The sequence below is a fragment of the Pontibaca salina genome (assembly GCF_016307205.1).
Lineage (GTDB): Bacteria > Pseudomonadota > Alphaproteobacteria > Rhodobacterales > Rhodobacteraceae > Pontibaca > Pontibaca salina.
The window spans coordinates 148,000-172,194 of record NZ_JAEIJD010000001.1 but is presented as its reverse complement, the minus strand read 5'-3'; the positions used below and the strand labels follow the sequence as shown (position 1 = coordinate 172,194).

The following is a 24,195-nucleotide window of genomic DNA, read 5'->3' as shown; positions in this document are numbered from 1 at the left end:
ATGTATCGGTGTCGTGGCGATCAATCGTTGTGTTCGGGTGTCTTGCCGGACGGAGCGACATAAGGCCGAGTCACGTCCTTGAGCGAGATCTCCAGCGTTTCAACATCCAGACGGATTGCACCGTCCCCCGCGAGGATGAGAAGGACCGTTCCGCTGACCTCGTCGGACGGCTCAAAGCTGATCGACAAAAGCGAAAGGATCACATCCTTGTCGCTGCGATCCAACCCTTGGCTGGAAACATGTCGTACGTTATCCACCACCAAAAGTGAGCGCACCCGCTGCGGAGCGTGGCGGTTTCGGCCCTCGTCTTCCCAACGAAAGCGATTGAGCAGGATCGCGAAACGGTGCCGCGCCGGAGTCCACGACATTTCAGTCATGGGAAACACCGAATCCTGTGCCAACGAGGAGATGACTTGTAGATCCTCTGCCTCCAGCGCGCCAAGGTTCAACGGAACCTCGCGCCCCTCTTCAAATGTTGCGTCTCTGCTCACTTGCCCTTGATCCGTTCTATTTTCGCGCCCACACCTTGCAGCTTGCGCACCACATGCTCATAGCCGCGATCCAGATGATAGACCCGGCTGACAAGGGTTTCCCCTTCGGCCGCCAGCCCGGCCAAGATCAGCGACACGCTTGCGCGCAGATCCGTCGCCATGACCGGCGCACCTTTCAGCCGCTCGACACCGGTGACCGTAGCGGTGCCGCCGTGAACGTCAATATCTGCGCCCATGCGGATCAACTCCGGCGCATGCATAAAGCGGTTCTCAAAGATGGTTTCTTCGAGAACGCTGACCCCGTCGGCAGTGGCCAGCAGCGCCATCATCTGCGCCTGAAGATCGGTGGGGAAGCCGGGGAAGGGCTCGGTTGTTACATTCACCGCTCGCACATGATCGCTGCGCCGTTTCACGCGCAAGCCATTTGCGGTTTCGGTGACTTCCACCCCAGCCTCGTCAAGCTTGTCGCAAAAGGCCCCGACCAGATCATAGCGTCCGCCCAATAGTTCGACCTCGCCGCCGCAGATCGCGGGAGCCAGCATATAGGTGCCCAGTTCGATCCGATCGGTCACAACAGGGTGGGTCGCGCCGTGCAGGCGCTCCACCCCCTGAACGGTGATAGTACCGGTTCCCGCGCCTTCGATCTGCGCCCCCATGCGCCCGAGGCATTCCGCCAAATCAACGATTTCGGGTTCGCGCGCGGCGTTTTCGATCACCGTCGTGCCGCGCGCCAGCGTCGCCGCCATCAGGGCATTTTCGGTCGCGCCCACCGAGACCACGGGAAAGTCGATGTGCCCCCCTTTCAGGCCGCCCGGCGCCTTGGCATGGACATAGCCGTCCCGCAGATCCAGTTCTGCTCCCAGCGCCTCTAGCGCACGCAGGTGCAAATCCACAGGTCGCGCGCCGATGGCGCAACCGCCGGGCAGCGAGACAATGGCATGACCGTCGCGGGCCAGCATCGGCCCCAGCACCAGAATCGACGCGCGCATTTTTCGCACGATTTCATAGTCGGCCTTGTGGTTGCTCAGATTGTGGCTGGACATGGTCAGAACCTGCCCGTCCTGCAGGCTGCAAACCTCGGCCCCAAGCGACCCGAGCAGTTCGGTCATGGTGCGAATGTCGCTGAGCCGTGGCGCATTGGTCAAAGTAAGCGGTTCATCGCTCAGCAATGTGGCGGGCATTAGCGTCAGGCAGGCGTTTTTGGCCCCCGCAATCGGGATCTGCCCATTAAGGGGCCCGTTCCCTGTTACCAGAATTGAATCCATGGGCTGCTAGTCCTCGCTCTTGCCTGACTCATCACCCGTGTTTTCAGCCCGGGCACGCGCCTGCGCTTTGCGCTTGGCCATGTTGGCCTTCAACGCTGCCTTGAGTCTGTCCTGCCGGTTTTGCACCGGTTTGTTCGGGCTGGTCTGTGTGGGTTTGTCTGCCATGGTTCCCTCCTACAGCCTTGGCCACTTGCGGTCCAGATTTTGCATCGCGGTTTCTGCAATGGCGGTGAAAGCACCGCGCACGTTCGGGGGCTAATTGCGGAACCGAAGCAGAATCGTGAAAATGCGCTTGCACGGTCTTAAAATAGCGTCTAGTCACCCGCTGCAACGGCGCTGCTGTAGCTCAGAGGTAGAGCACTCCCTTGGTAAGGGAGAGGTCGAGAGTTCGATTCTCTCCAGCAGCACCAGAAAACCCCACAAATTCAGATACTTATCCCAACACACGCTGGGCGTGTGAAACTACAAATCATGCGAACGCATGATGCAAGTTTTTGAATAGGAAGCGTTTGTAGGTCGAGTGTAGGCTACAAAGCCAAGGAAAACCTTGCGCATCCACATCCGCCGAAGCGGCCTTGCAGGTCCGCCGGACATGTGGAAGCTCTAAACCAATATCCGGCAGACTAGCGCCGACCACCAATAGCGCGAGCGTTGTCGCCGTGTCGAAACCCAGACCAAAGAGAGCGGCGACGGGATACATCTTCCACGGTTTGTCCTCCCGGCAGCCACCGGAGCGAGGATACGCGCCAGCAAACCGCGACGGGCCAGCGCGTCAGCGATTTATGTATGATCAGGGGTTTCGCCGCGTCACATTGTCGATGGCGGCGATATGGTCGGGGTCAACCCCATGACGCAATCCCAGCGTAAATGCGGTGAGGGCGAGGCCAGTGCTGAATACACCGCCTCCCGGCAAAAGATAGTTACCGCGCAATACCGCTCAGAAAAACCCTCCCCAGCCGATGACGACAAGGCCAATGATGGCCAAGGTGATAGCGATCAGCGGTCTTGCGATGCTGTGCGGTGGTATCGGCTTGAGATATGAGCTTCCTTTCCGCTTGGCCTTTCTTCAGTCGTGGCTGTGACTGTGGGGATGTCCATGCTCATGGCTGTCCGCGTGCGGGTGATGATGCGGTGCCATCGGGCCGGGATCAATGGGGATATGTCCGCCGGCGGCGTAGGTCTTGTGCATCTGCCGCACCCAGTCGCACAGTTTTTCCACTGTTTCTGGGCGCTTGCGCGACAGGGGTAGAACCGGCGCACCGTCACGCGCATTTTCAGCATCAGTAACCATTTGCACGACGTCCACATCCACATGCTCGCCCAGATCGATCTTGTTGATGACCAGCAGATCGGCCCGGCCGATTCCGGGCCCGCCTTTGCGCGCCACATCGCCACCGCCAGCCACGTCCAGCACAAAGATCTGCGCATCGACCAGCGCCGGCGAGAAAGTCGCGGTGAGATTGTCGCCGCCGCTTTCCACCAGCACGATGTCAAGCGGGGCAAAGTCGCGCTCCATATCCTCGACAGCCATCAGATTCATCGTCACGTCGTCGCGGATCGCCGTATGCGGGCAGGCACCGGTTTCGACGGCGCGGATACGCTCTTCGGGCAATACGCCTTCTGATTTCAAGAACCGCGCGTCCTCGTCGGTGTAGATGTCATTGGTGATCACCCCAATGGCAAATTCATCGCGCAGATGGCGGCACAGGGCGGCAATCACTGAGCTTTTGCCGGTACCAACGGGACCGGCAATTCCAAGGCGCAGGGCGCGCGTTTCTTCTGTTTTATGCTCGTCTGTCATCACTGGTTCTCCTTCAAGTCAGATCGCCCAAGGCGGCCCGAGTTCGTTCAATCCTTGAGTCAGCAGGCGACGCAATGCCAGGCTGTCGGGCGCCACTGCACCAATGGCAACGCCGGGTCCGGCCAGAGGGGTCAGGGCTGCGGTTTTGTGAAAAGGCGTGGCTTGCGGGGGCATATCCGTCCAATCAGGGTCCACCGCGATGATCGATCCGACCGCGCGCCCCTGATCCACCACAGCGGCACCGTCCCAGCCGTCCGCCGACGGGCCGAAACTTAACTGCTGGTCGTAAAGCGCCGCGCCATCGCGTGTGACGCGCAACCGGCCGGTAAAATCGCCGGGCGATTCGCCATGGCGGCCCAGCAGGATTTCCTCGCGCAGGACCATCCGCGCGTTTGGGGCAAGCGCGATGCGTACATCGTGGCGATGGTCGCAGTTCGCGGCCGCGATGATCGGCTCGGGCCACCAGACGAATGTCGCGCCGTTTTCCACGCAAACGGTGATCGACATATGCGAATGACCGCCTTCCGCGCCGGGCAGGACCAGCATTGCCGAAACTTCGCTCAGCACCAGTGTGCTGCCGGCCCCGACATGGACGTCCAGCGCATAGCGGTCTCCGCCCAGCGGTCCCGCCGTACCCGCTGCGAGCGCGACGCGGGCAATGTCGTGCCGCCGCTGAGTCAGCGGTTCGGGCCCTTTCGGATGGCACGGGCGCAGCACGAGCGGGCCGTCAGAGCGCAAGGTTTCCACCCGGCTGGTGCGGCCGTCGGCGGCAAGCTTGCTGGCGAGCACCGCCCGGCCCGACATCGCACCGGCCAGGCGTTTTGGTGGTCTACGAGGCGAAGAGTCGTACATCGCTCCTCCTGTGGTGCTCGGCCGCGATGTCGGTCAGCGGCGATCCGGGCGCGGGCAGATCGGCAAACGGACGGTTCACAAATTCGGCCGCTTTTACTGCCAGCCGGTCCAGACGAGCGGTCATGCGGGCCAGAATTGCATGAACCTCGAAGGGATCGATGCGCATGAGCTTTGCGGCCGCGGCCGCGGCTCCGGCCGTGTTTTCATGCAAAATGGCCAATGCGGCCTCACGCGGGCCAAGCCCAAGCACCGCCGCCGCGACGCCCATTACGACGGGTTGATGCGGTGCCCTGCCGAGTGCTGCAAAGTGCGAGTGCGGGTGGATGCTGTTCATGGCGCGGCGCAACTGCCGCCCCAGATCGCGCGACACCTTGCGCAGCTCCGGTGACGGGATGCGGGCGTCAAGTTCGGCTTCCAGCATAGGCAGTCCTGATAGATCGCCGCCCTGCGAACCTGCGCAGGCCGCCGCCGCGAAACTGGCAGCAAGCGAGCCGGCGGTTTCGGTGCGCCCGATCAGGAACCGTTCCAACCCGGCCACATCGGTAACACGGCCAGCAGTGATCGCAGGTTCCAGCCCGCCTGAATGGGCATAGCCGCCCGCAGGCAACCGCCCATCTGCCAGCAGCAAAAGCGCCGCTTGTTTCCCAATCTCGTGAACCTGCATTCAGAATAGGAAATATCGTTGGGCCATTGGCAACTCGTCCGCCGGCTCGTGATCGGCAAGTTCGCCGTCGATCCTGACGGCATAGGTGTTGGGATCGACCTCGATCTTCGGCAATGCGGTGTTTTCGGGCATATCCTCCTTGGTGCGGCCACGGGTGTTTTCTATGGCGACAAATCGGCGGTTAGTGTTGATCCGATCCGGCAGCCCGTCCTCCATCGCCGCCTGCGACACGAAGGCAAGACTGGTTGCACCGGATGCAGGGGAGTGAACGTTGAATCCGATGCGCTCCATCACCGGTTGCGGTGTCGGAATCGAGGCGTTGGGATCACCCAGCGCCGCTGTAGCCACCATGCCGCCCGTGAACACCGTATGCGGCCGAATCCCAAATAGCGCCGGTTGCCACATCACGATGTCGGCCTTCTTGCCAACCTCGATCGAGCCGATCTCGCGTTCCATCCCATGCGTAATCGCCGGACAGATCGTGTATTTCGCCACATAGCGCCGCGCGCGGTGGTTGTCGGCGCGGTTATCGCCCGGAGCCGAGCCACGCAGCTTTTTCATCTGATGCGCGGTCTGCCAGGTTCGCATCACCGTCTCGCCAATCCGCCCCATCGCCTGTCCGTCCGAGGACATGATGGAAATCGCTCCCAGATCCTGAAGAATGTCCTCGGCGGCGATGGTTCCGGCGCGCACGCGGCTTTCGGCAAAGGCCAGATCATTGGGCACCTGTGGGTTCAGGTGATGGGCGACCATGACCATGTCCAGATGCTCGGCCACAGTGTTGCGGGTGAACGGCCGCGTCGGATTGGTCGAGGCGGGAAGAACGTTGCGCTCTCCGGCGATGCTGATGATGTCGGGGGCATGTCCGCCACCCGCGCCTTCGGTGTGGAAGGCATGAAAGGTGCGGCCCTTGACCGCCTTCAGCAAATCCTCGACGAAACCGGCCTCGTTCAATGTGTCCGAGTGAATCGCCACCTGAACACCGGACTCTTCGGCCACTGACAGGCAGGCGTCGATGGCTGCAGGCGTCGCGCCCCAGTCTTCATGCACCTTAAAGCCGCCGACACCGCCGCGGAGTTGTTCCCACATCGCCTCTTTCGACATGGTGTTGCCGCGCCCGAGGAACAGAACATTCACCGGCCACGGGTCGAACCCTTCGAGCATTCGTTCCATCCACCACGCGCCGGGGGTGGCCAGCGTGGCTTTTGACCCTTCGGTGGGGCCGGTGCCGCCGCCGGTCACAGTGGTCACGCCCGAAGCCAGCGCCAGTTGCAACATCTGCGGGCCGACGAAGTGGACATGAGTATCGATCGCACCGGCGGTGGCAATCAAACCGTTGCCTGCCATTATCTCGGTCGAAGGGCCAATCACCAGATCGGGGTGGATCCCGTCCATCGTGTCGGGGTTTCCGGACTTGCCAATCGCCGTGATCCGCCCGTCGCGGATACCGATATCAGCCTTGATGACCCCCCAATGATCCAAGATGATTGCGCCGGTGATGACCAGATCGGGCGTTCCCTCCGCGCGCGTGTGCGCCGATTGGCCCATGGATTCGCGGATCGACTTGCCGCCACCAAAGACCGACTCGTCGCCACCCCCCGAGCGGTCTTCCTCGACCTCGATGGTCAGGCAGGTATCGGCGAGCCGGATGCGGTCGCCCTTGGTTGGTCCGTAGGAGGCGACATATTCGCGGCGATCAACCTTTTGCATTGTCCAACTCTCCTTTACACAGCCCGCGCAGACCCAGAACAATGCGTCTGCCCCTGATTGGAACCAGTTCCACTTCCGCGACAGCGCCGGGCTCGAACCGTTCGGCCCCGCCCGACAGCACCGCAAGACGCTTGCCCCAAGCGGCGTCGCGGTCAAAGTCAAGCGCTGCATTCACTTCGGCAAAATGATAATGTGATCCGATCTGGATCGGGCGGTCTGATGTATTGGCCACCCGTAACGTGGTGATCTCAAGCCCCTCGTTGATGACGACATCGTCCTCGGCATATAGGATTTCGCCGGGGATGATCGGGTCTGCCTCAGGCTCAAGAGGTGCCTCCGATTGCCGTCGCGGGGCTTGTCGGGTTCCTCCGCCAGGGCGGCGCGGTTCGCTCGGGGCGCTGGTGCCGGACGACCGAGTTTGCTCTTGCGCATCGGAACTGGACTGGTCGTATTCGCGACCGGGGTCGTCGGTTTCGTGGGCGGCGGCTGAATCGTCGACTTTCTTAGATAAAAGCTTTGCGAAGGGATTGGGTTTCAGGGTCATCGGATTGGCTCCGTCACAGTGACAAGTTTGGTGCCATCCGGGAATGTCGCCTCGACTTGGACTTGCGCGAGCATTTCAGGGACACCTTCCATGACGTCATCGCGGCTGAGCAGATTGCGCCCGGATTCCATAAGGTCGATCACCGTCTCGCCGTCGCGGGCGCCTTCAAGAAGGTAAGAGGTCAGGAGCGCGGTTGCTTCCGGAAGATTGAGCTTCAGGCCCCGCTCTTTACGTTCCAGCGCTAACTTGCCCGCCGTGTAGACCATGAGTCGTTCCTGCTCATGCATGCTGAGTAACATCGCTCATCCTTTCAGTTGTTCGAAGCACCATGCGCCCGGCAATAGTTCCCGTTAAAGGGGAACCGTTTTGTCTCGCATCCGGTTCCATCTGTCCTGCCAAACATTGCACATAACAGTATTTCTGTCATCAATTTCTCACGTCAGAAGAACACTTCGTTTCAGCAAACGGCGTGTTTTTTGACGATCTCGCGTTCATAGAATGAGCCGACAAGTATGCCACCAACGCCAGCGCCAATCACGAACGACGGTGCTGCCGCGCAAAGGTCCTACAGGTTCAAAAATCGGAGATCTCGGAGCAAGCTGTTGCCGACGCGGTCATCCCGCTAAAGGCTGAGACGCGGGCCATCCGCTGTCGTTCAGTGCAGGTGGCAAGGCGCGGTGTCGTATGTAAGCTTGCCGAATTTTTCGACGAGATGCGATTCGTCGCGATCGCTGGTGCTTGATGCGCTGTGATCGCTCAGCCAAAATCGGAAAGGCTTGATTTTATCGATCGACACGATGCGCTTATTGACTGGACCAATAGCGTTTTTTGGTGCTCGAATAAAAAAAGGCCGAGCATTACGCTCGGCCAAAGTCCAACAGGGAGGTATGAAGGCCTCAACCTTCATGAGGCAGAGATAGGCACCTGCCAGTGCCCATTCAAGGCCATTTTGCAGGCGCAGCAGCATGCCGGGCATGCGTGCTTTGCATGGCTAGGTTTTTGCTAGATCTTTCAATTGCTTACGCTGGGCAATGATCTCTTCTTGGATGAAGTCGCGGAAAGCGGAAACCCGCTTAGATTGACGCAGCTCCTCGGGATAGGCGAGGTAGACCGGCACCACCGACGACTCTATTTCTGGAAGTACACGCTCAAGACTGGGGAAGTACTCGGTCACGTAATCGGGTAAAACGCCGATTCCCAGATTGTTGAGCGCCGATTGCAGGACTCCGAAATAATTGTTTACGGTCAGCAGTGAGCGGGGGTTATAGGTCAACAACTGCTTAACCAGTTCTGCTCCGGCAGATACTTGGGGGGAGGCGGCATTCTGGCAAATAAGCCGGTGTTTAGCCAGGTCTTCAAGCTGCGTGAGGGGTGCGTTCTGGGCGAGGTATTCATCGGTAGCGAACAGACGAATCTGCACCGACATCAATCGTCTGCGGACCAGATCGGCCTGACTTGGTTCCTTCATGCGGATGGCGACGTCGGCCTCGCGCATGGGCAGATCCATCACGCGCTCATCCAGCATTAACTCGACCTTGAGGTCGGGGTATTTTGCAAACAGTCGGGGCAGACGGGGCGCCAGCCAGATGGTGCCAAATGCCATTGTGGTGGTCACGCGGAGTTCGCCCAGCACCTCTTCTTCGCTGTCACGAATACGAGCGGTCGCGGCATCCAGACGTTTTGCCATCGCCTTGGACGCATCAAACAGAAGTTCGCCCGGTTCAGTCAGAATCAGGCCGCGCGCGTGGCGATGGAATAAGGGCGTGTTCAAAGCCTCTTCGAGGGCGCGAATCTGGCGGCTCACCGCAGATTGCGACAGGTTCAGAACCTCACCTGCGTGGGTTAAACTCCCCGCATCGGCAACGGCATGAAAAATCCTGAGCCTATCCCAGTCCAATGCGCTCACTTTCGGTCCTAATCTTTATGACTTATAACGCGATACACCCATCTATGTACGCTATCAGTGGTTGGCAAGGAATCTCGACGGTTTCGGCTATGCGGGTCAGCCTGTATGACCTATGAGTCCAGCCATTGATATTGATGCCCAACAGAGAGGCGGGAGATGTCCACGCAACGAATCTCATTGAACGACCGTTTCGATTTGGACCGCAGCCCGGTGCTTCTGAACGGGACGCAAGCGCTGGTGCGGCTGATGCTGATGCAAAAGGTGCGGGACCGTGCAGCGGGACATAACACAGCCGGGTTGGTGACGGGCTATCGTGGCAGCCCTCTTGGCGCGGTTGATATGCAGATGCAGCGCGCAGCTAAGCCATTGGCAGAGCATGATATCGTCTTTCAGGCCGGGTTGAACGAAGATCTCGCCGCGACCGCACTTTGGGGCAGCCAGCAAGCAGAGCTGCGCGGCGAGGGGCGTTTCGATGGCGTCTTCGGCCTTTGGTATGGCAAGGGGCCGGGCGTTGACCGCTCGGGCGATGTGGTCCGGCATGCGAACATGGCGGGAACCAGCGCGCTGGGTGGTGTCCTGATGGCGATGGGGGACGATCATACCGGCGAAAGCAGCACTGTGCTGCACCAGTCCGAATGGGCGCTGTTGGATGCCTATGTGCCGATAGTCAGCCCGGCGGGGGTGCAGGAGATACTGGATTACGGCATTTACGGCTTTGCACTGTCGCGGTTTTCCGGGCTGTGGGTCGGGCTCAAAACCATGAAGGACACAGTCGAGGCGACCTCGGTCGTCGATGGTCGCCCCGAGCGAATGCAGCTGGTCACACCCGATTTCACCATGCCACCGGGCGGGCTGAACATCCGCCTTGTCGATACGCCCGCCGCGCAGGAAGCGCGGGTGATCGATCACAAACGCTATGCGGCCGAAGCGTTCGCGCGCGCCAACGGGATCGATCGGCGCGTCTGGGGGCGAAAGGGGGCGAAGATCGGCTTTGTCGCGGCTGGCAAGAACTGGTTGGATCTGGTGCATGCGCTGAAGCTGCTGAACATCGATGAAGCCCGCGCCGAGGCGCTGGGCATCACCACCTATAAGGTGGGGCAGGTATTCCCGCTTGATGTGCGCGGGGTCAGGGACTGGGCCGAAGATCTGGACCTGATCGTGGTGGTCGAGGAGAAACGCAAGCTGATCGAGGTGCAGATCAAGGAGGCCATCTTTGATGAGCGGCGCGGCCGCCGTGTCTGGGGCTGGCACAAGGGGGGCGGCGCGGGGGTGATGCACGGGGAGGAACTGTTCCCGACGCGCGGCGCGCTGGACCCGATCATGATTGCCGAGCAACTGGGAAAGATCCTGATCGACGAGGGGCGCGACAGCGAGGCAATTCGCGCTGGTCTGGCCAGATTGGCCGAGGCGCGGGCAGGGGATAATGCCGAAGATATCGCCGCGCGCCTGCCCTATTTCTGTGCGGGCTGTCCGCATAGCACCTCGACAAAGATACCCGAGGGCAGTCACGCCTATGCCGGGATCGGCTGCCACTATATGGCGCAATGGATGGATCGCGACACATTGGGCTTCACCCATATGGGCGGCGAGGGTGCGAACTGGATCGGCGAAGCGCCGTTTTCGACGCGCGGCCATGTGTTCCAGAATATTGGCGATGGCACTTACAATCATTCTGGGATTCAGGCGATTCGCGCGGCCGTGGCTGCCGGCACCAAGATGACCTACAAGATCCTTTATAACGACGCCGTCGCCATGACCGGCGGGCAGTCAAATGACGGCGAACTGGACGCAACCCGCATTACTGCCGAGTTGAAGGCGATGGGCATCAAGCACCTTGCCGTAGTCTATGACCAGAAGGAAGATGTGGATCTGAACGCCTTTCCCGAAGGTGTCGAAATTCATGAGCGCGCTGACCTGATGGCGGTGCAAAACGCATTCGCACAACATGAAGGTGTGTCGGCTATCGTCTATATCCAGACCTGCGCCGCCGAAAAGCGCCGCCGTCGCAAGCGCGGGCTGTTTCCGGACCCCGACAAGCGCGTCTTCATCAATACCGATATTTGTGAAGGCTGCGGCGATTGCGGGGTGCAGAGCAACTGCGTGGCGATCGTGCCCAAGGAAACCGAACTGGGCCGCAAACGGGCCATCGACCAATCGAGCTGCAACAAGGATTTCTCCTGTTTGAACGGCTTTTGCCCGTCTTTCGTGACGCTGGAGGGGGCGACGCCGAAAAAAGAGGCGACCGCCGAACTGGACCTGCCCGATCTGCCCGCACCAATCCTGCCACAGATCGACGGCACCCATAACGTGGTCATCACCGGGGTCGGCGGCACCGGCGTCGTCACGATCGGGGCAGTGCTTGCGCAGGCGGCGCAGATCGACGGCAAAGGCGCGGGAATGATCGAGATGGCGGGCCTCGCCCAGAAGGGCGGGGCGGTGCATATCCACGTGCGCATTGCTGAGGAACCGTCGGATATCAGCGCGATTCGTGTGGCCACGGGAGAGGCCCATGCGCTGATCGGCGGCGATCTGGTGGTCAGCGCGGGAGCCAAGACGCTGGGCCTGTGCCAGAGCGGGCAGACCGGCGCCGTGGTCAACAGTCATCAGATTGTCACCGGAGATTTCACCCGCGATACCGAATTCGCTCTGCCCTATGACCGTTTGGAACTGGCGTTAAAGGCACGGATGAAAGACCGCCTGAACCTGTTCGATGCCTCGGAACTTGCGCGGGCGGCGCTGGGCGATTCGATCTTTTCCAACATGATGATTTTCGGCGCAGCGTGGCAACGCGGGCTGATCCCGCTGCGCCACGGTGCCATTATGCAGGCGATCGAATTGAACGGCGCGGCGGTCGAACGCAATCAGCGCGCCTTTGAGATCGGGCGCTGGGCGGTGTTGCACCCGAATGACGCGGCAGCGTTAACCACGCCCAAGAACGTGAGAACGCCGAAGTCTCTGGACGAGAAGGTTGCCTTTCGCGGCGCTCATCTGACGGCCTATCAGGGCAAGCGGCTGGCGGAACGCTATCACGCAATGCTGGAAGGTATCGAGGATGACCGGCTGAAGGAGGCCGTCGCGAAGGGCTATCACAAGCTGTTATCCTATAAGGATGAATACGAGGTCGCGCGCCTGTTGCTAGAGAGCCGTGAAAAGGCGCGGGGCGAGTTTGACGGCGATTTCCGTATAACCTTCCATCTTGCGCCGCCGTTCTTGGGTGGCACCGGGGCGGACGGGCGGCCCAAAAAGCGGCGATTTGGTGCATGGCTGGAAATGCCGCTGCGGGCGTTGAAACGGCTGAAATTCCTGCGTGGCACCGCGTTCGATCCGTTTGGTTATAGCGCCGAGCGGCGGATGGAGCGCGCCCTGATCACGCAATATGAGGCCGACCTGCGGGAGATTTTGCCGAAGGTCACGCCGCAGACCCGCGACATCGCAATTGCGCTCGCCGCCTTGCCGTTGGAGATTCGTGGCTTCGGCCCGGTCAAGACCGCCAATCAGGCGCGCGCGGCCAAGCGGCGCGAAGAGCTGCTGGCCGTATTCCGGCAGGGTGGCGCGGATATGGCGCAGGTGGCCGAATAGCTGTGGCAGAGGCGGCAATGGATTTCCGCAGGAAAGCTGCTTATGTGCACTGGGCGACGCGACTGATCGCCAAATCCACGGGGACGCACCTCAAATGAAACAGGCGCACATATGGCTGTAGGTATTTTCGATTCGGGCCTGGGGGGTCTCACGATTCTGGACAGGGTGCAGGCGCGCCTGCCAGATGTGGAGTTCCTGTATCTCGGCGACAATCTGAACGCGCCCTATGGTGTGCGCAGCGCCGATGATCTGTTCGATCTGACGGCGAAATCGGTCACCACATTGTGGGATCGTGGCTGTGATCTGGTGATATTGGCATGTAACACCGCCAGCGCTGCGGCTCTGCGCCGGTTGCAAGAGGGCGGGCTGCCGCCCGGAAAACGGGTGCTGGGTGTGTTTGTGCCGCTAATCGAGGCCCTGACCGAACGGCAATGGGGCGATAATTCCCCACCGCGTGAAGTGGCGGTCAAGCACGTCGCACTGTTTGCAACGCCGGCAACAGTGGCAAGCCGCGCCTTCCAGCGCGAATTGGCATTCCGTGCTATTGGTGTCGATGTCGAAGCACAGGCCTGCGGCGGGGTTGTCGATGCCATCGAAGAGGGCGATCTGCTTTTGGCGGAAGCTTTGGTGCGCAGCCATGTCGACGCGTTGAAGCGCAAGATGCCCAACCCCGAAGCGGCAATATTAGGATGCACGCACTATCCTTTGGTGGCGCAAGCGTTTCAGGATGCGCTGGGGCCGAATGTGCGGGTCTTCAGTCAAGCGGATCTGGTGGCCGCCAGCCTTGCCGACTATCTCACACGCCATCCGAACATGTTGGGCACCGGAGCAGGGGGCTATCTGACGACAGGCAATCCACGCCGGGTCAGCGACCGCGCGACCCAGTTTCTGCGGCGTGGCATCCAGTTTGAAGCGGCATGAACTGGCAGATGAATTTGAAGGAAGAACTCGAACATGGCTCATAAAATCGCAATTCTAGGCGCAAGTGGCTATACTGGCGCGGAACTGGTCCGGTTGATCGCCCTGCATCCCAATATGGAGATCGCGGCCCTGTCGGGCGAGCGCAAGGCGGGATTGGCCATGGCCGAGGTCTTTCCGCATCTGCGCCATCTGGAACTGCCGGCGCTGTGCCGTATCGACGAGATCGACTTTTCCGAGATTGACCTGTGCTTCTGCGCCTTGCCGCACAAGACCAGCCAAGAGGTGATCCGCGCTCTGCCACGCAATATGAAGATCGTCGATCTGTCTGCCGATTTCCGGCTGCGCGATCCGGGCGATTACGAAAAATGGTATGGCAACCAACACGCCGCGCTAGAGCAGCAGGATGAGGCGGTCTATGGGCTGACGGAATTCTATCGCGACGAGATCCGTAGCGCGCGGCTGGTGGCCGGGACCGGTTGCAATGCCGCCACCGGGCAATACGCACTGCGCCCGCTGATTGCAGCGGGGGTGATTGATCTGGACGATATCATACTTGATCTGAAATGTGCCGTCAGCGGGGCGGGGCGCAGCTTGCGGGAAAACCTGCTACATGCCGAGTTGAGCGAAGGGTACAACGCCTATGCGATTGGCGGCACCCACCGCCATCTGGGCGAATTCGATCAGGAGTTTTCGCGGCTCGCAGGGCGCCCGGTACAGGTGCAGTTCACGCCGCATCTGATTCCGGCGAATCGTGGAATTCTGGCGACAGTCTATGTGAAAGGGGAGGCGCAGGTCATTCACGAAACCTTTGCGGCGGCCTATCGCGGCGAGCCCTTTGTGCAGCTGCTGCCATTGGGCGAAGCGCCGAGCACACATCATGTGCGGGGGTCAAACCATGTCCACATCGGTGTCACTGCCGACCGGATCGAGGGGCGGGCTATCGTCATTGCAGCGCTCGACAATCTGACCAAGGGCAGCAGTGGGCAGGCATTGCAGAACGCGAATCTGATGCTGGGAGAGGACGAAACCGAGGGGCTGATGATGCCTCCGCTTTTTCCGTGAGGACGACATGAAAAACCTTAAGAAACAAAGACGTATACAGATTATCCTTGTCGCTACGGTGGCGCTGGTGCTGGCCACCGGACTCATTGGATACGCCATGCGCGACGGTATCAACCTATTCCGGGCTCCAACACAGGTTCTGGCCGACCCTCCGGCCCCAAATGAAGTATTCCGCATCGGTGGGCTGGTGGCTGAAGGCAGCATTACGCGCGGGCAGGGCGAGGTGATCCGCTTTGAGGTGACCGACGGTGGGGCCACGGTCCCGGTCAGTTTCAGAGGTGTCTTGCCCGATTTGTTCTCGGAAAACCAAGGCATGGTCGGCACCGGCAGCTATGTCGACGGTGTCTTCGTCGCGACCGAGATACTGGCCAAACATGATGAAACCTATATGCCCAAAGAGGTGATCGACGCGCTGAAAGAGCAGGGCGTTTATCAAGACGCCGAGGGCAGCTGAACGCCGCTGCGCTTCGTTCCTTCGGCGAGGATATTTGTTGCAAGAAGAAGTGCGGGCCTGCGGAGCAACGCCCGGTCCGGTTCATCTAGCTTAACTAATCTGGATCAGGGTTTCCTTGCCATAGGTGAAGGAGCCCGAATATGCAGACCGTACGCGAGATTGCAGAAGCGATCGTTGCCCGCGAAGGCGGTTTCGTGAACGATCCGGATGACCCAGGGGGGGCGACCAATCATGGGGTGACTATCCACACCCTGCGTCGCCTCGGGTTGGATGTGAATGGCGACGGTGTGGTTGACGTCGCGGACGTGCGCGCCCTTGACCGCACGCATGCGGTCGAGATTTTCATCAATCATTATTACGAACGCCCGGGTATCGACGCGATGCCGACGGGGCTGCAGCCCAGTATGTTTGATATGTATGTGAACGCCGGAGTGCAGGCGGTGAAGATCCTGCAGCGGCTGCTGAGCCAGATGGGCTATGGGGTGGCAGTGGACGGAGTGATCGGCCCCCAAACGCTGGCGGCGGCGCGCGATGCGGCAGAGCCGGATGAGACATTGCTGCGCGACGCTTATGGGGTGGCGCGGCGAAATTACTATCTAGATCTTGCCGACCGCCGCCCGGCCAGCCGCAAATTTGCCCGTACTCGGGCGGGCGGCAAGGGCGGGTGGATCAAACGGGCCGAAGAGTTTTTGTCGCCGCGATATCACCTGAGCGCTGCGGAGTTTTCACAAAGAGTTGCCGCATGGGAGTGATCAGGCAAATTCTGCGGCTTGTTCTGGGCAATGGCCGCAATGTCGTGCGTGACACCGTCGAGGTCTTTCGGGAAAACGCCGAAGCGGGCGCGCAGCGCGGAGCCGAAGCGCAGGCGCAAGCGATGGCTCAGTTCGCGGCCGAATTCGCGCAATCGCAGCCGTCGCGATTTGACCGCTTTATCGACGGCGTGAATCGCTTGCCCCGCCCAATGATGGCGCTGGGCACACTGGGGCTGTTTGTGGCAGCGATGGTCGACCCCCTTTGGTTTGCCGAGCGGATGCAGGGCATCGCTTTGGTGCCCGAGCCGCTTTGGTGGCTGTTGGGAGTGGTCGTGTCGTTTTATTTCGGTGCCCGGCATCACCGCAAAAATCAGGAGTTTCGCCGAGATATGGCGATAACGATGGCGCGTGCCCCCGAGGTAATGAACAATTTGGATCGCTTGCGAGATATGCGTGCCGTCGAACCGGCTGCCGCAAACCTGCCAATGCAGGACAATCCGGCGCTGGAGGACTGGCGGGCGCGGCGCGGGCGTTGACCCCGCGACAATGTGATCTTTGGGCGGTGTGGAAAACCATTGGAAGCCATGCTGTCCGCAGCGTATAGAGAGGCCATGATTACAGAGCTTGGCCATTTCACCCTTATACTCGCCTTCATCGTCGCCATCGTCCAGACGGTGGTGCCCATGGTAGGGGCGCAGAAGCGCTGGCCCGGCTGGATGGCCGTGGCCGAACCTGCCGCGAATTTGCAGTTTTTTCTGATCGCGTTTTCTTTCGCGGCGCTGACCTGGGCCTTTGTCACCTCGGATTTCTCACTGCTGCTGGTGGTGGAAAACAGCCATTCGGCAAAGCCGATGCTCTACAAGATCAGCGGCGTCTGGGGGAATCACGAAGGATCGATGCTGCTTTGGGTGCTGATTGTGGCCTTGTTCGGGGCGATGGCGGTTTGGTTTGGCGGCAATCTTCCCCCCGGATTGCGGGCGCGGGTGCTGTCGGTGCAGGCTGCGGTCGGGGTCGCGTTTCTGGCATTTATCCTGTTTACTTCTAATCCGTTCCTGCGTCTGGAAGTGCCACCTTTTGACGGGCAGGATTTGAATCCGTTGTTGCAGGATCCCGGCTTGGCCTTTCACCCGCCGTTTCTTTATCTTGGATATGTCGGGCTGAGCATGGCGTTTTCCTTTGCCGTTGCCGCCCTGATCGAAGGTCGGATTGATGCCGCTTGGGCGCGCTGGGTACGGCCATGGACCTTGGCGGCGTGGGTTTTCCTCACCATTGGTATCGGCTTGGGGTCGTGGTGGGCCTATTACGAACTGGGCTGGGGCGGGTTCTGGTTCTGGGATCCGGTGGAAAACGCCAGTTTCATGCCTTGGTTGCTGGCTACGGCTCTGCTGCATTCAGCAATTGTGGTGGAAAAACGCGAATCCTTGAAAAGCTGGACCATTTTGCTGGCGATATTGGCGTTCGGCTTTTCACTTATTGGGACATTCATCGTGCGCTCGGGGCTTTTGACCAGCGTGCACGCCTTTGCCAATGACCCAGAACGGGGGTTCTTCATACTGATCATCCTTGCAGTGTTTACCGGCGGCGCACTGGCACTTTATGCCCTGCGCGCAGGGGCAATGGAGGCGCGGGGCGTCTTTGGCGTCGTTAGCCGCGAAAGCGCGCTGGTGGCCAATAACGTGCTTCTGGCCGTGGCCTGTTTCGTTGTGTTCATCGGCACGATGTGGCCGATTTTGGCCGAAATGTTCTTTGACCGCAAACTGAGCGTCGGCGCACCGTTCTTCGATATGGCTTTTACCCCCTTCATGGTGTTGCTGGGGATGATTCTGCCGATTGGCGCGATGCTGCCATGGAAGCGCGGGCGGGTCGGGCGTGTGGCGTGGTCTTTGCGCTATGCTTTCGTTCTGGCAGTGGCCGTGGCGCTTCTGGTCTGGGCGACGCAGACGGGGAAAAGCGTATTGGGGCCGGTGGGGCTGTTTCTGGGTTCCTGGCTGGTCTTTGGTGCCATTGCCGATCTGTGGTCGCGTACCGGGCGCAGAGGCGGACGGTTGGCGCGGCTGACGCGGTTGCCGCGCGCCGATTGGGGCAAAGCAGTTGCTCATGGCGGGCTGGGCATAACCATGTTTGCCATCGCCGGGCTGACCGCATGGGAAGAAGAAGACATTCGTATCGCCTATCTGAACGAACCCTTCGAGGTCGGAGCCTACAGGTTGACGCTGGATAAAGTGCGGCGCGGCGAGGGGCCGAATTATTTCACCACCATGGGTCATGTGATCGTGGAGCGAAATGGCCGCTTCGTGACCGAACTCTATCCCGAAAAGCGGGACTACCCGGTGGCGGGGATGCCCACGACCGAGGCGGCGATCGACAACGGTTTCCTGCGCGATATCTATGTCGTTATCGGCGACCGGCAGGGTGACGGTGGCTGGACCATGCGTACCTATATCAAACCCTTTGCGAACTGGATCTGGGGGGGTGCGATCCTGATGGCGCTGGGCGGCGCGCTGAGCCTGTCCGACCGCCGCTTTCGCGTTGCAGCCGGGGCGCGCAAGTCGCGCCAAGAAGCGGTGCCAGCGGAATGAGGGTTTTCGGGCGCGGATGGCGGGGTGAAACTGCGCCCTATATTGCCGCCCTAATGGCGGTTCTTCTGGCGGGGCCGGTGGCGGCGGTGGAGCCTGACGAAGTGCTGGACGATCCGGTGTTGGAGCACCGCGCGCGGCATATCAGCAAGGATTTACGGTGTCTGGTGTGCCGGAACGAGAGCATCGATGAAAGCAATGCCGATCTGGCGCGCGACCTGCGCCTGCTGGTGCGCGAACGCTTGGTCGAAGGCGATAGCAACGAAGAAACGGTGGATTTCATCGTTGACCGTTATGGCGAATATGTGCTGCTGCGTCCGACCACGGGCGGCGCGAACTGGCTGCTTTGGGCGGCTGGGCCGTTGATGCTGCTTTTGGCGGGGGGGATTGGCTTTGGTTACCTGCGCGGGCGGGCGAAAGCCCCGGGTAATGCCGATGCCGTATTGACGAATGAGGAACAGGAACGGGTGCGCCGCATTCTCGAAGACTAGCGGCTTTGGTCTGTTCCGACAGATGCTCGGTGAAATGCGCCGGACGGGCTATGCCGCCGCTCTATGCCGTAGCGGAAGATAACGTTCGGGCTTACGGGGCGCTGGGGCGGCAAGCCAAGCAGGGATTACTCGCGGCCGTGCTTGGCCCAGTCTGTGAGTGTGGTTTCAAGATCGCCAAAGCCGGTTAGGCGGCGTTCAAACGCAAGACCAAGGCGCTCGGCGCAGAGGCGGGCGTGATCGGTCAGGGCGGGATCATCGGTCTGGGCCTGATAGACCAGTTTTTCATAATTGCCGAAATATATCTCGCGCAATTCTGGATGGCGGTCGAGGCCGAGCGGTTTCCACACGAACGCATCGAACTGGCGGACAAGAAAATCGGTCAGGTAGAAGGTCGTGGCCTCGTCCCGCTCGGCGAATGCCGCGTTGCCCTCGTAAAAGCTATAGCAATGCGGGCCGGCGATCATTTCAACGCCCATTTCGGCGCAAGCGGCTTGTAAATGGCCGCCAGTGCCACAATCGGCATAGACAACGAATATCCGCTCGTAATCCTTGCGGTGACTGGCGACCGCCTGACGCACCGCGTCGGTTATCCGTTCGGGATGATTGTGCAGGATCGCCGGCAGGCAGGTCAGGTCCATATGATCCCAGCCATTGCCCTTTTTCAGCGCCATGATCTCGCGCGCCAGCGCCCCGCAGGCAATCAGCAAGATCCGCCCCGGCTTGCCCGACGGAGCGGACAAGCCGGATTGGCTCAACGTGACATCGTCAAGGGCGCTTTGATTCGCAGGGGTTGCGGCGGGCGGCAATGTGGGCATTCGCCGGGCGGGGCGGCTGCGCCGTGCCATGGTTTAGGCGCTCACCCGGTTGTGTTTGCGGTGCATGAAGTCTTTGGCGGTTTCCACGGCTACCGCAGCATCGCGGCAATAGGCATCGGCCCCGATCGCGCGACCGAACTCCTCGTTCAGGGGGGCCCCTCCGACCAGCACGACGTAATCGTCACGCTTACCTTGTTCGATCAATGTGTCGATCACCACTTTCATATATGGCATGGTGGTGGTTAGCAGCGCCGACATGCCCAGAATGTCTGGCTCTTCGGTTTCCAGCGCCTCAAGGTAATTCTCGACCGGATTGTTAATCCCCAGGTCGACGATTTCAAAGCCGGCTCCCTCCATCATCATGCCAACGAGGTTCTTGCCGATGTCGTGGATGTCGCCCTTGACCGTTCCGATCACCATCTTGCCAACGCGGGGCGCGCCGGTTTCCGCCAACAGAGGCTTCAAGATCGCCATGCCGCCCTTCATGGCATTTGCCGCCAGAAGCACTTCGGGAACGAACAGGATACCGTCACGGAAATCAGCGCCGACAATCGTCATTCCGCCGACAAGGGCCTTGGTCAGAACATCGTAAGGGGCCCAGCCGCGTTCGAGCAGGATACCTACGGCTTCCTCAATCTCTTCCCTGAGGCCATCGTAAAGGTCGTCGAACATTTGCTGGACAAGTTCCTCGTCGTCCAGTTCCGACAGGATGATATCATCTTCTTGCGACATGGCGGTCACCTTTCGATATGCGGATCCTAGCAGGGATCGGCAGGTTGCTCCCTTCCTTTCTGCGACAGACGGCGTTTTTGAACTGCGTTGTTTGCGACCTCGCCCAACTTGGAACCGACTTGTCAGCCGCCGAAACGGGTGATTCCGGTTGAGATCGTGACGATCTTCATACCGAACTGGCTCCGAGCGTGTTCACGCCAAGCATCCACTTTCGGCCCTTGCATGGGCAGCCGAAGCTACAGTCGCCTGTTGTCAGCCCAAGCTGTTCAGTTGGTGCGCCGCCGTTTGCCCCGGGGCGGGCGCGCGGGTGCTGTATCCTCGCCAGTGCCGTCATTGGCGGAACTGAGTGGCCCCAGCACCTGCGTGATCAGGTCGAGCGTCGGGCGCTCGCCGCGGGGGCGTTCGTCGAGCGCGGCGCGCATGCGGCGCAGGTGTTCCGGCATGGTGCCACAGCAACCGCCGATAATGCGTGCGCCACAATCCCGAGCCATGACCGCGTATTCGGCCATCAAATCGGGCGTGCCGTCATAGTGGATGTGCCCATCGACATATTTCGGGATCCCGGCGTTGCCCTTGGCAATGATCGGCCGCTCGGTGCCCTGTGCGGCAAAACCCAGCACCGTGCGCAGCAAGTCTGAGGCACCGGTGCCGCAATTGGCACCGAAAGCAATGGGCGGGTGGTCCAGGGCTTCGACCATCTGCACCATCGCCGCCGAGGTCACGCCCATCATAGTGCGCCCGGCAGTGTCGAAGCTCATCGTCCCGCACCAGGGCAGACCGGCGAGGGTGAAGGCTTCGGCTGCTGCGCGGAATTCTTCGGGGGATGAAATCGTCTCAAGCCAGGCGATGTCGGCTCCGCCTTCCTTCAGCCCATCGGCCTGTTCGTGAAACATCTCTACAGCCAAGGCATGCGACAGCGTCCCCACGGGTTCCATAATCTCACCGGTGGGGCCGACGGAGCCAGCGACGATGATCGTCCGCTCGGCCTTGTCGGCGATGTCGCGGCCCAATTCGGCACCTACACGGTTCAGTTCATGCACCCGCGATTGCGCGCTATGCAGTTTCAGCCGCGACGCATTGCCGCCAAAGGTGTTGGTAAGAAACAGATCGCTGCCCGCCTCGACTGCCCCGCGATATAAAGCAAGGATCTTTTCGGGCGCATCCGTGTTCCAAAGTTCGGGTGCGTCGCCCGCCATCAGTCCCATGCCGAAAAGGCTGGTGCCGGTCGCGCCATCGGCAAGCAGAACGTCGTTGTCAGCGAGCATGCGGGTCAGCAGATCAGTCATGGGGGCAGTCCTGTGTTAGCAGGTTTCAGGCTTGCAATGCCGCGCCGATGTTATCACGCCCCGAAGGGCAGGAATATGTGACAACCGGAAGCGCGCGGCATCGTATTACGCAACGGGCGATGCACGGTCAGTCTAGTTCTTCCATGATCTGTGCCTTGGCGACCGGCAGCAGCTCGTCCATCTTGGCGCGGATCGTATCAGCGTCTGCCTTGGAGCCAAGATCGGCGGCGACCTTGCGCACTACGTCTTCGTGTCCGGCTTCTTCGAAATCGGACCGAACCACCTCCTTGGCGTATTCTGCCGCTTCGTCATCGGACTTTCCCAACAGTTCGGCGGCCCAGAGACCGACCAGCTTGTTGCGACGGGCTGTGGCCTTGAACAACATTTCCTCGTCATGGGCGTATTTGTTTTCAAAGGCTTTTTTGCGTTCGTCGAAGGTTGTCATGGAGGCGGCCTCTTGAGTTGAATGCAGTAGGATAAAGATATGCCTCTCCGGAGCGCTGCGCGCAAGAGGCGCGCGCGGCTTGCGACGCTCATGGCCTTGCATTATAGCGGCGCCAGATGGTGGATGATCCACTGTCCCGATCTCGAAAGGCGAAGCATGGCGCGGCGCAAAAAAATTTATGAGGGCAAGGCCAAGATCTTGTATGAAGGGCCCGAGCCCGGCACAATTGTGCAGTATTTCAAGGATGATGCCACTGCGTTCAATGCCCAGAAAAAAGATGTGGTGGATGGCAAGGGCGTGTTGAACAACCGCCTGAGTGAATATTTCATGACCGGGCTGATCAATATCGGCGTGCCGACTCACTTCATCCGGCGCCTGAATATGCGCGAACAGCTGGTGCGCAGTTGTGAGATCATCCCGCTTGAGATCATCGTGCGCAATTTTGCCGCCGGGAGCCTGTCCGAGCGGCTGGGTATCGAAGAGGGCACACAGTTGCCCCGTCCCATTGTCGAATTTTGCTACAAGGACGACGATCTCGGCGATCCGCTGGTTAGCGAAGAACATATCGCCGCGTTCGGTTGGGCCAGTCAGCAGGACATGGACGATATTCTCAGCCTTGCGCTGCGGGTCAACGATTACCTGTCTGGCGTGATGTATGGCGTCGGCATCAAGCTGGTGGATTTCAAGATCGAAATCGGGCGCGTCTTTGACGGAGATTTCCAGCGCCTTGTCGTTGCCGACGAAATCAGCCCCGATTCCTGCCGCTTGTGGGATATCGAAACGGGCCGCAAGCTCGATAAGGACGTATTCCGGCGCGATCTGGGCGATTTGACCGACGCCTATTCAGAAGTCGCGCGCCGTCTGGGCCTGCTGCCCCAAACAGCGGTGGTCAAGCCAACTCTGATCAACTGAAAAAAAGACCAAGGGAAAAGACCGATGAAGGCAAGGATTCAGGTGATGCTGAAGACAGGGGTTCTCGATCCGCAGGGCGAGGCCGTGCGCCACGCCTTGGGAGCGATGGGCTTTGATGGGGTGAATGGTGTGCGCCAGGGCAAGGTGATCGAACTTGATCTCGATGACAGCGTAAGCGAAGAGGATGTGACCCGCATGTGTGAACAGCTTCTGGCCAACACGGTGATCGAATCCTACAGCGTGGAAATGGGCTGATGCGGGCGGGTGTTCTCGTATTTCCTGGCTCGAACGGCGACCGTGATCTGGCCGTCGCGTTTCGCGCTGCCGGGTTTGACGTCAAAATGGTCTGGCACAAGGATAGCTCGCTGCCGGACAATCTAGATATCGTCGGTATCCCCGGCGGGTTCTCCTATGGCGACTATTTGCGTTGCGGCGCCATCGCGGCGCAATCCCCGATCTGTCGGGCGGTGGCCGACCATGCGGGTCGGGGGGGATATGTGCTGGGGGTCTGCAACGGCTTTCAGGTACTGACCGAGACGGGTTTGCTACCGGGTGCATTGCTGCGCAATAGCGGACTGAAATATGTCTGCCGCACTGTTGGGTTGCAAGTCGCCACTGCGGCCAGTGCTTTCACCGAAAACTACAGCGCCGGCGACACGGTCGAGATTCCGATTGCGCATCACGACGGCAATTACTTTGCCGATGACGATACGCTGGCGCGCCTGCATGGTGAAGATCGCGTGGCCTTCACCTATCTCGACAATCCGAACGGATCGGTGCAAGATATTGCCGGCATCCTGTCCGAAAATCGCCGGGTTCTAGGCATGATGCCCCACCCTGAGCGCGCCGCTGATCCGGTGCTGGGTGGCACTGACGGCAAGGCGATGTTTCATGCTTTGGCGGGAACCTTTGCCACCGCGTGACTTGAGTCGGCTGC

The 24,195-nt window shown here is 60.3% G+C and carries 27 protein-coding genes and 1 tRNA gene; 12 read left to right on the top strand and 16 right to left on the bottom strand.

Annotation, left to right across the window (positions count from 1 at the left end):
- Positions 1-20 precede the first annotated feature (20 nt).
- From JAO82_RS00915 to JAO82_RS00905, 3 genes are read right to left on the bottom strand one after another with little or no spacing between them, the layout of a single operon-like run.
- Positions 21-491, bottom strand: coding sequence for a DUF2948 family protein (locus JAO82_RS00915; protein WP_198684451.1), 471 nt, complete (start codon positions 489-491; stop codon positions 21-23).
- The gene (gene murA / locus JAO82_RS00910; RefSeq protein WP_198684450.1) at positions 488-1,756 is read right to left on the bottom strand and encodes a UDP-N-acetylglucosamine 1-carboxyvinyltransferase; all 1,269 of its coding nucleotides are present in this window, start codon (positions 1,754-1,756) and stop codon (positions 488-490) included. The genes JAO82_RS00915 and murA overlap by 4 nt, the downstream gene beginning before the upstream one ends.
- A gap of 6 nt (positions 1,757-1,762) precedes the next feature.
- On the bottom strand, positions 1,763-1,921 hold the full coding sequence (locus JAO82_RS00905; RefSeq protein WP_198684449.1) for a hypothetical protein: 159 nt from the start codon (positions 1,919-1,921) through the stop codon (positions 1,763-1,765).
- Between the two features lie 170 nt (positions 1,922-2,091).
- Here JAO82_RS00905 and JAO82_RS00900 point away from each other — a divergent pair.
- Positions 2,092-2,166, top strand: a tRNA-Thr gene (locus JAO82_RS00900).
- A gap of 380 nt (positions 2,167-2,546) precedes the next feature.
- On the opposite strand, the gene JAO82_RS14445 is transcribed toward JAO82_RS00900, so the two are convergent.
- From JAO82_RS14445 to JAO82_RS00855, 9 genes are all read right to left on the bottom strand, one after another.
- Positions 2,547-2,669 carry a HoxN/HupN/NixA family nickel/cobalt transporter gene (locus JAO82_RS14445; protein WP_408635486.1) on the bottom strand — a complete coding sequence of 41 codons (123 nt, stop codon included), beginning with the start codon at positions 2,667-2,669 and terminating at the stop codon, positions 2,547-2,549.
- A gap of 153 nt (positions 2,670-2,822) precedes the next feature.
- The gene (ureG, locus tag JAO82_RS00890; protein WP_198684447.1) at positions 2,823-3,557 is read right to left on the bottom strand and encodes an urease accessory protein UreG; all 735 of its coding nucleotides are present in this window, start codon (positions 3,555-3,557) and stop codon (positions 2,823-2,825) included.
- An 18-nt stretch (positions 3,558-3,575) separates the two neighbouring features.
- On the bottom strand, positions 3,576-4,409 hold the full coding sequence (locus JAO82_RS00885) for an urease accessory protein UreD (RefSeq protein ID WP_198684446.1): 834 nt from the start codon (positions 4,407-4,409) through the stop codon (positions 3,576-3,578).
- The gene (locus JAO82_RS00880) at positions 4,387-5,073 is read right to left on the bottom strand and encodes an urease accessory protein UreF (protein WP_232897162.1); all 687 of its coding nucleotides are present in this window, start codon (positions 5,071-5,073) and stop codon (positions 4,387-4,389) included. The genes JAO82_RS00885 and JAO82_RS00880 overlap by 23 nt, the downstream gene beginning before the upstream one ends.
- Complete coding sequence (locus JAO82_RS00875) at positions 5,074-6,783, bottom strand: urease subunit alpha (RefSeq protein ID WP_198684445.1); 1,710 nt, start codon at positions 6,781-6,783, stop codon at positions 5,074-5,076.
- A complete protein-coding gene (locus JAO82_RS00870) occupies positions 6,770-7,090 on the bottom strand; it encodes an urease subunit beta (RefSeq protein WP_198684792.1) in 321 nt (106 codons plus the stop codon). The genes JAO82_RS00875 and JAO82_RS00870 overlap by 14 nt, the downstream gene beginning before the upstream one ends.
- Before the next feature lie 233 nt (positions 7,091-7,323).
- Complete coding sequence (locus JAO82_RS00865; protein WP_198684444.1) at positions 7,324-7,626, bottom strand: urease subunit gamma; 303 nt, start codon at positions 7,624-7,626, stop codon at positions 7,324-7,326.
- Positions 7,627-7,982: 356 nt separating this feature from the next.
- Positions 7,983-8,303: a hypothetical protein gene (locus JAO82_RS00860; protein WP_198684443.1), complete on the bottom strand. Its 321-nt coding sequence runs from the start codon at positions 8,301-8,303 to the stop codon at positions 7,983-7,985.
- Positions 8,304-8,318: 15 nt separating this feature from the next.
- Complete coding sequence (locus JAO82_RS00855) at positions 8,319-9,224, bottom strand: LysR family transcriptional regulator (protein ID WP_198684791.1); 906 nt, start codon at positions 9,222-9,224, stop codon at positions 8,319-8,321.
- Positions 9,225-9,389: 165 nt separating this feature from the next.
- Between JAO82_RS00855 and JAO82_RS00850 the strand changes: the two genes are divergently transcribed.
- The 8 genes from JAO82_RS00850 to JAO82_RS00815 all read left to right on the top strand — a co-directional run bounded on the left by JAO82_RS00850 (position 9,390) and on the right by JAO82_RS00815 (position 19,068).
- Positions 9,390-12,812, top strand: coding sequence for an indolepyruvate ferredoxin oxidoreductase family protein (locus JAO82_RS00850; protein WP_198684442.1), 3,423 nt, complete (start codon positions 9,390-9,392; stop codon positions 12,810-12,812).
- A gap of 111 nt (positions 12,813-12,923) precedes the next feature.
- Positions 12,924-13,733 carry a glutamate racemase gene (locus tag JAO82_RS00845; RefSeq protein WP_198684441.1) on the top strand — a complete coding sequence of 270 codons (810 nt, stop codon included), beginning with the start codon at positions 12,924-12,926 and terminating at the stop codon, positions 13,731-13,733.
- Between the two features lie 33 nt (positions 13,734-13,766).
- Complete coding sequence (argC, locus tag JAO82_RS00840) at positions 13,767-14,795, top strand: N-acetyl-gamma-glutamyl-phosphate reductase (protein ID WP_198684440.1); 1,029 nt, start codon at positions 13,767-13,769, stop codon at positions 14,793-14,795.
- A gap of 7 nt (positions 14,796-14,802) precedes the next feature.
- The gene (ccmE, locus tag JAO82_RS00835; RefSeq protein WP_198684439.1) at positions 14,803-15,249 is read left to right on the top strand and encodes a cytochrome c maturation protein CcmE; all 447 of its coding nucleotides are present in this window, start codon (positions 14,803-14,805) and stop codon (positions 15,247-15,249) included.
- Positions 15,250-15,389: 140 nt separating this feature from the next.
- Positions 15,390-16,001 (top strand): holin-associated N-acetylmuramidase, encoded by a 612-nt coding sequence (locus JAO82_RS00830; RefSeq protein WP_198684438.1) that lies wholly within the window; start codon positions 15,390-15,392, stop codon positions 15,999-16,001.
- The gene (locus tag JAO82_RS00825) at positions 15,992-16,537 is read left to right on the top strand and encodes a holin family protein (protein WP_198684437.1); all 546 of its coding nucleotides are present in this window, start codon (positions 15,992-15,994) and stop codon (positions 16,535-16,537) included. The genes JAO82_RS00830 and JAO82_RS00825 overlap by 10 nt, the downstream gene beginning before the upstream one ends.
- A 75-nt stretch (positions 16,538-16,612) precedes the next feature.
- Complete coding sequence (locus tag JAO82_RS00820) at positions 16,613-18,580, top strand: heme lyase CcmF/NrfE family subunit (protein WP_198684436.1); 1,968 nt, start codon at positions 16,613-16,615, stop codon at positions 18,578-18,580.
- Positions 18,577-19,068, top strand: a complete 492-nt coding sequence (locus JAO82_RS00815; protein ID WP_198684435.1) for a cytochrome c-type biogenesis protein — start codon at positions 18,577-18,579, stop codon at positions 19,066-19,068. The genes JAO82_RS00820 and JAO82_RS00815 overlap by 4 nt, the downstream gene beginning before the upstream one ends.
- A gap of 125 nt (positions 19,069-19,193) precedes the next feature.
- On the opposite strand, the gene JAO82_RS00810 is transcribed toward JAO82_RS00815, so the two are convergent.
- From JAO82_RS00810 to JAO82_RS00795, 4 genes are all read right to left on the bottom strand, one after another.
- Entirely contained in the window at positions 19,194-19,913 is a 720-nt protein-coding gene (locus JAO82_RS00810) for a DUF1638 domain-containing protein (protein WP_408635474.1), read from the bottom strand.
- A 3-nt stretch (positions 19,914-19,916) separates the two neighbouring features.
- Positions 19,917-20,615, bottom strand: coding sequence for a corrinoid protein (locus JAO82_RS00805; RefSeq protein ID WP_198684434.1), 699 nt, complete (start codon positions 20,613-20,615; stop codon positions 19,917-19,919).
- Between the two features lie 266 nt (positions 20,616-20,881).
- The gene (bmt, locus tag JAO82_RS00800; RefSeq protein ID WP_198684433.1) at positions 20,882-21,901 is read right to left on the bottom strand and encodes a betaine--homocysteine S-methyltransferase; all 1,020 of its coding nucleotides are present in this window, start codon (positions 21,899-21,901) and stop codon (positions 20,882-20,884) included.
- A gap of 127 nt (positions 21,902-22,028) precedes the next feature.
- Positions 22,029-22,346, bottom strand: a complete 318-nt coding sequence (locus JAO82_RS00795; protein ID WP_198684432.1) for a DUF1476 domain-containing protein — start codon at positions 22,344-22,346, stop codon at positions 22,029-22,031.
- Between the two features lie 156 nt (positions 22,347-22,502).
- On the opposite strand from JAO82_RS00795, the gene purC reads away from it, so the two are divergent.
- Genes purC through purQ form a run of 3 tightly spaced genes read left to right on the top strand, consistent with a single transcriptional unit; the run spans position 22,503 to position 24,181 of the window.
- Positions 22,503-23,258: a phosphoribosylaminoimidazolesuccinocarboxamide synthase gene (gene purC, locus JAO82_RS00790; RefSeq protein WP_198684431.1), complete on the top strand. Its 756-nt coding sequence runs from the start codon at positions 22,503-22,505 to the stop codon at positions 23,256-23,258.
- Positions 23,259-23,282: 24 nt separating this feature from the next.
- The gene (purS, locus tag JAO82_RS00785) at positions 23,283-23,513 is read left to right on the top strand and encodes a phosphoribosylformylglycinamidine synthase subunit PurS (protein ID WP_198684430.1); all 231 of its coding nucleotides are present in this window, start codon (positions 23,283-23,285) and stop codon (positions 23,511-23,513) included.
- A complete protein-coding gene (gene purQ, locus JAO82_RS00780; RefSeq protein ID WP_198684429.1) occupies positions 23,513-24,181 on the top strand; it encodes a phosphoribosylformylglycinamidine synthase subunit PurQ in 669 nt (222 codons plus the stop codon). The genes purS and purQ overlap by 1 nt, the downstream gene beginning before the upstream one ends.
- Positions 24,182-24,195: the final 14 nt, after the last annotated feature.